Consider the following 6,067-nt stretch of genomic DNA (forward strand, 5'->3'; position numbering starts at 1 on the left):
CGAATGCCGACGACTACGTTGAGGTGAAGAGATGCCGTTGACCCCCGAGGACGTGCGGAACAAGCAGTTCACGACCGTCCGCCTCCGAGAAGGCTATGACGAGGACGAGGTCGATGCCTTCCTCGACGAGGTCGAAGCCGAACTGACTCGCCTGCTCCGCGAGAACGAGGACCTGCGTGCCAAGCTGGCCGCGGCCACGCGCGCTGCTGCCCAGAACCAGCAGAACATGCGCAAGCCCCCGGAGCAGCAGGACCAGCAGCAGGGGATGCCCCAGCAGGGCGGTATGCCCCAGCAAGGCGGCATGCCTCAGCAGGGCGGGATGCCCCAGCAGGGAATGCCGCAACAGGGCATGCGTGGGCCCGGTGGCCCGGTGCCCGCCGGCATATCTGGCCCGCCGCAGCAGCAGATGGGTGGCCCCATGGGTGGCCCGCCCCAGCTGCCGAGCGGCGCCCCGCAGCTGCCCGCCGGTCCCAGTGGCGGCCAGGGCGGCCCGCAGGGTCCCGGTCCGATGGGCCAGGGTCCGATGGGTCAGGGCCCCATGGGCGGTCAGCCGCCCATGCAGCAGCAGATGGGCGGCCCGATGGGTGGCCCCATGGGCGGTCCGATGGGCGGCCCCGGTCAGGGACCCGGTGGCGACAGTGCCGCCCGTGTTCTGTCGCTTGCCCAGCAGACCGCCGACCAGGCGATCGCCGAGGCTCGTTCCGAGGCCAACAAGATCGTCGGCGAGGCGCGTTCGCGTGCCGAGGGTCTCGAGCGTGACGCCCGTGCCAAGGCCGACGCCCTGGAGCGGGACGCGCAGGAGAAGCACCGCGTCGCGATGGGCTCCCTGGAGTCCGCCCGCGCCACGCTGGAGCGCAAGGTCGAGGATCTGCGCGGCTTCGAGCGCGAGTACCGCACGCGTCTGAAGTCCTACCTGGAGTCGCAGCTGCGTCAGCTGGAGACCCAGGCGGACGACTCGCTGGCCCCGCCGCGCACTCCGGCGACCGCGTCGCTGCCGCCGTCCCCGGCGCCTTCCATGGCTCCGGCCGGCGCGAGCGCCCCGTCGTACGGCGGCGGCAACCAGGGCATGGGCGGTGGCCCGGCTCCGGCCCCCCCGTCCTACGGCGGCCAGCAGCAGATGTCCCCGGCGATGACCCAGCCGATGGCGCCGGTACGGCCGCAGGGCCCGTCTCCGATGGGCCAGGCTCCCTCGCCGATGCGCGGCTTCCTCATCGACGAGGACGACAACTGACGGTTATGAGTACGCCGTAGGCGTCGGCAGCGTTCAGGGCGGGGCCCCGGATTTTGATCCGGGGCCCCGCCCTTTTGCCGTGCGTTCGGGGTTCTTGCCGTGAGTGTTCGGGTGCCGGTGCAGTTGTCCTGCGTACGCAACGCCGAAGGCCCGGGTGCACCAAGATCTTCTCGGTGCACCCGGGCCTTCGTGCCGTTGGTTACGCCTTGCGCAGGCGGAATGTCAGGGACAGGCCCTCGTCCGTGAACGGGGAGCCGTAGGTGTCGTCCGCCTCGCCCTGGACGCTGTGCTCATTCAAGAAGGCGGTCGCCAGGACCTCCTCGGCGATCAGACCACTGTGCTCCGACAAGGCCGCGACCACCGCCGGGTCCGTCGCCGTCCAGCGCAGCGCGATGCGGTCGGCCACGTCCAGGCCGCTGTTCTTGCGGGCCTCCTGGATCAGACGGATGGCGTCACGGGCCAGGCCCGCCTGACGCAGCTTCTCGGTGATCTCCAGGTCGAGCGCGACCGTGGCGCCCGAGTCGGAGGCCACCGACCAGCCCTCGCGCGGGGTCTCCGTGATGATGACCTCGTCCGGGGCGAGCGTGATCGTCTCGCCGTCGACCTCCACCGACGCCGTGCCCTCGCGCAGTGCCAGGGACAGGGCGGCGGCGTCCGCGTTCGCGACGGCCTTCGCCACGTCCTGGACCCGCTTGCCGAACCGCTTGCCGAGGGCACGGAAGTTGGCCTTCGCCGTCGTGTCGACCAGCGAGCCGCCCACCTCGGACAGCGACGCCAGCGACTCGACGTTCAGCTCCTCCGTGATCTGCGCGTGCAACTCGGGGTCGAGCGAGGCGAAGCCCGTCGCCGCGACCAGTGCGCGCCGCAGCGGCTGACGCGTCTTCACGCCCGACTCCGCGCGCGTGGCACGGCCCAGCTCCACCAGCCGTCGTACCAGAACCATCTGCTTCGACAGCTCCGGGTCGATGGCGGACAGGTCTGCCTCGGGCCAGGACGTCAGGTGCACCGACTCGGGGGCGCCCGGCGTGACGGGCACCACCAGGTCCTGCCAGACCCGCTCGGTGATGAACGGGGTCAGCGGGGCCAGCAGCTTGGTGACCGTCTCGACGACCTCGTGCAGGGTGCGCAGCGCTGCCTTGTCGCCCTGCCAGAAGCGGCGACGGGAGCGGCGTACGTACCAGTTGGACAGGTCGTCGACGAACGCCGAGAGGAGCTTTCCGGCGCGCTGGGTGTCGTACGCCTCCATGGCCTGCGTCACCTGGTCGGTGAGCGCGTGGAGTTCGGACAGGAGCCAGCGGTCGAGGGCGGGCCGGTCCGCGGGGGCCGGGTCGGCCTCGCTGGGGGCCCAGTCGGACGTACGGGCGTACAGGGCCTGGAAGGCGACCGTGTTCCAGTACGTGAGAAGCGTCTTGCGGACGACCTCCTGGATGGTGCCGTGGCCGACGCGGCGGGCCGCCCACGGCGAGCCGCCGGCCGCCATGAACCAGCGGACCGCGTCCGCGCCGTGCTGGTCCATCAGCGGGATCGGCTCCAGGGTGTTGCCCAGGTGCTTGGACATCTTGCGGCCGTCCTCGGCGAGGATGTGGCCGAGGCACACCACGTTCTCGAACGACGACTTGTCGAAGACCAGGGTGCCGACCGCCATCAGCGTGTAGAACCAGCCGCGGGTCTGGTCGATGGCCTCGCTGATGAACTGCGCGGGGTACCGGGACTCGAAGAGTTCCTTGTTCTTGTGCGGGTAGCCCCACTGCGCGAACGGCATCGAACCCGAGTCGTACCAGGCGTCGATGACCTCCGGGACGCGCGTGGCCGTCTTCTGGCACTTCGGGCAGGCGAAGGTGACCTCGTCGATGTACGGGCGGTGCGGGTCGAGGCCGGACTGGTCGGTGCCGGTCAGCTCGGAGAGCTCCGCCAGGGAGCCGACGCAGGTGAGGTGGCCGTCCTCGCAGGTCCAGATCGGCAGCGGCGTGCCCCAGTAACGGCTGCGGGAGAGCGCCCAGTCGATGTTGTTGTTCAGCCAGTCGCCGAAGCGGCCGTGCTTGACGGTGTCCGGGAACCAGTTGGTCTTCTCGTTCTCCTGAAGGAGGCGGTCCTTGACGGCCGTGGTGCGGATGTACCAGGACGGCTGCGCGTAGTAGAGGAGCGCGGTGTGGCAGCGCCAGCAGTGCGGGTAGCTGTGCTCGTACGGGATGTGCTTGAAGAGGAGACCGCGGTCGTGGAGGTCCTCGGTGAGCTTTTCGTCCGCCTTCTTGAAGAAGACACCGCCCACGAGGGGGACGTCCGCCTCGAAGGTGCCGTCCCGGCGGACGGGGTTCACGACGGGCAGGCCGTACGCGCGGCAGACCTTGAGGTCGTCCTCACCGAAAGCGGGGGACTGGTGGACCAGACCCGTACCGTCCTCGGTCGTCACGTACTCGGCGTTGACCACGTAATGGGCCGGTGCCGGGAACTCGACGAGCTCGAACGGACGTTGATAGGTCCAGCGCTCCATCTCGGCGCCGGTGAAGGTCTCGCCCGTGACCTCCCAGCCCTCGCCGAGGGCCTTCTCGACGAGCGGCGCGGCGACGACGAGCTTCTCTGCGCCGTCTGTGCCCTTCGTCGCGACGACGTAGGTGACGTCGGGGTGCGCGGCGACGGCGGTGTTGGAGACCAGCGTCCAAGGGGTCGTCGTCCACACCAGGAGGGCTGCCTGGCCGGCGAGCGGACCGGAGGTGAGAGGGAAACGGACGTACACGGACGGGTCGACGATCGTCTCGTAGCCCTGCGCCAGCTCGTGGTCCGACAGACCCGTCTCGTCGCGCGGGCACCAGGGGGCGACGCGGTAGTCCTGGACCAGCAGGCCCTTGTCGAAGATCTCCTTCAGGGACCACCAGACGGACTCCACGTACTCGGGGTCCATCGTGCGGTACGCGTCGTCCAGGTCGACCCAGTAGCCCATGCGGTTCGTGAGCTCGGTGAAGGCGTCGGTGTGGCGGGTCACGGACTCGCGGCACTTGGCGTTGAACTCCGCGATGCCGTACGTCTCGATGTCCTTCTTGCCGTTGAAGCCGAGTTCCTTCTCCACGGCGATCTCCACCGGCAGGCCGTGGCAGTCCCAGCCGGCCTTGCGGGCCACGTGGTAGCCGCGCATGGTGCGGAAGCGGGGGAAGACGTCCTTGAAGACGCGTGCCTCGATGTGGTGGGCGCCCGGCATGCCGTTGGCGGTGGGCGGGCCCTCGTAGAACACCCACTCGGGGCGGCCCTCGGACTGCTCCAGGGTCTTGGCGAAGATCTTCTGCTCGCGCCAGAAGTCGAGCACGGCGTGCTCGAGCGCGGGCAGGTCGACCTGGGCGGGCACCTGGCGGTACGTCGGCGTTGTCATCAGCGAGCTTCCTCCGGCGGACTTGCTGCCTTCCGTCCGGAGGGACGAGAGCTGTGTCATTCCCTGCGCCGCCTTCGGCGCGCTCCCGCGGTACCACCCTCCTTGGCTCCCGGGTGCGCCGTACGCACCAGTGAGCCCCCTCATTGGGGTCGCGATGCCGGGTCTACCGGCCGCTTCCTTTCGGCTGCGGCTTTCTTCCGGCGGCTCCGGGGTGATCTTCACGTCGCGCTCGCCCCCGGGCTTCCACCGTCCCCGGGTCGCTCTGGGCTGCGTACGTCGCTACTCGTCCCCATCCACGCTTTTCGCTCCGCCCAGTGTACGGCGCCGCGGGGACAGCGGCCGACCGCTTTTAGGGCGGCCGGGGCCGGGGCTCGGCCGGGGGCCGGGCGTGACCCGAATGGCGAAGTGCGCGTGTTCGATTCTCGGGACGCCCGGCTCGGCGGATTACCCGGCGGGGAGTTGGGCACAACGCATGCAGGTTTGCCGCGCGGCATGCGCGAGGCGGGCGAATCGGGCGGTGCGCCCCGTTGCCGCGGGACTCAAGTCGATTTATCGTCCCAGCACGATTCGCGTGCAAGATCACAATATGTGAAGGGGCCGCGGCCATGGTGGCGAAGAAGACCGCCGTACAGCAGTCGGCGTCCGGGTCCACGGGTGCCTCCGGCGGTGCGGCCAAGAACGTCGGCGGGAAGAAGAGCACGCAGGGGGGCGCGGCCGAGCGGGAGGCCAAGGCCGTGAAGACGGTCGGTACGGAGGCGAGGAAGACCGCCGGGAAGAGCACGGGGGCGGGGGCGCGGGCGCGGGCAGGTGCGGGCACGGGTGAGCGTGTGGCGACCAAGAAGGCCGTTTCGCAGAAGGCTGCGGCGAAGGACACGGGGCCGGTGAGGAAAACGGCGCCGGTGAAGAAGGTCGCCGCTTCCAAGGCTGCTCTTGCCAAGGCCGCGGTCGCGGAGGGGGCGGAGAGACCGGCGGGTAAGAAGGCGACGGGCAAGGAGGTGGCGGGAGGCAAGAAGGCGGCGGGCAAGAAAACGGCGGCGAAGCAGGCCGTAGCGAAGAAGCCCGCAGCGAAGAGCGCCGTGGCGAAGAAGGCGGCGGCCATGAAGGAGACATATACGAAGGCGGCGGCGAGGAAAAGCGCTGCCCAGAAGAGCAGCTCTACGAAGAGCACCTCCGAGAAGGACGCGGACGACAGGACTGCGGCCAAGAAAGGCGCGGCCAAGAAGAGCGCGGTGGGGAAGGGTGCGGTAGGGAAGGGCGCGGCCGAAAGGACTGCGGCCGAGAGGAGCACGGCTAAGAAGAGCGCGGCTGAGAAGGGTTCAGCCGAGACGACTGCGGCCCAGAGGAGCACAGCTAAGAAGAGCGTGGCCGAGACGACCGCGGGCGAGAAGAGCACGGCCAAGACGACCGCGGGCGAGACGACCGCGGGCGAGAAGAGCACGGCTAAGAAGAGCGTGGCCGAGAAGGGTTCAGCCGAG

General features: G+C 69.8%; 3 protein-coding genes. 2 read left to right on the top strand and 1 reads right to left on the bottom strand.

Features of this window, described 5'->3' with window-relative positions; translation table 11 throughout:
- Positions 1-31: 31 nt before the first annotated feature.
- Entirely contained in the window at positions 32-1,231 is a 1,200-nt protein-coding gene (locus AC5P09_RS33285; protein ID WP_493877431.1) for a DivIVA domain-containing protein, read from the top strand.
- Between the two features lie 199 nt (positions 1,232-1,430).
- Here AC5P09_RS33285 and ileS read toward each other — a convergent pair whose 3' ends face one another.
- Positions 1,431-4,592 (bottom strand): isoleucine--tRNA ligase, encoded by a 3,162-nt coding sequence (gene ileS, locus AC5P09_RS33290; protein ID WP_493877432.1) that lies wholly within the window; start codon positions 4,590-4,592, stop codon positions 1,431-1,433.
- Positions 4,593-5,197: 605 nt separating this feature from the next.
- Here ileS and AC5P09_RS33295 point away from each other — a divergent pair.
- Positions 5,198-6,067: histone H1-like repetitive region-containing protein (locus AC5P09_RS33295; RefSeq protein ID WP_493877433.1), on the top strand; the 870-nt coding region annotated here is incomplete at its 3' end.

This window comes from Streptomyces sp. a15 (assembly GCF_059026085.1).

What these genes read in the sequence shown, in the direction of transcription:
- AC5P09_RS33285 (WP_493877431.1), top strand. Translation starts at nt 32, where the DNA reads ATGCCGTTGACCCCCGAGGACGTGCGGAACAAGCAGTTCACGACCGTC.
- ileS (WP_493877432.1), bottom strand. Translation starts at nt 4,592, where the DNA reads ATGACAACGCCGACGTACCGCCAGGTGCCCGCCCAGGTCGACCTGCCC.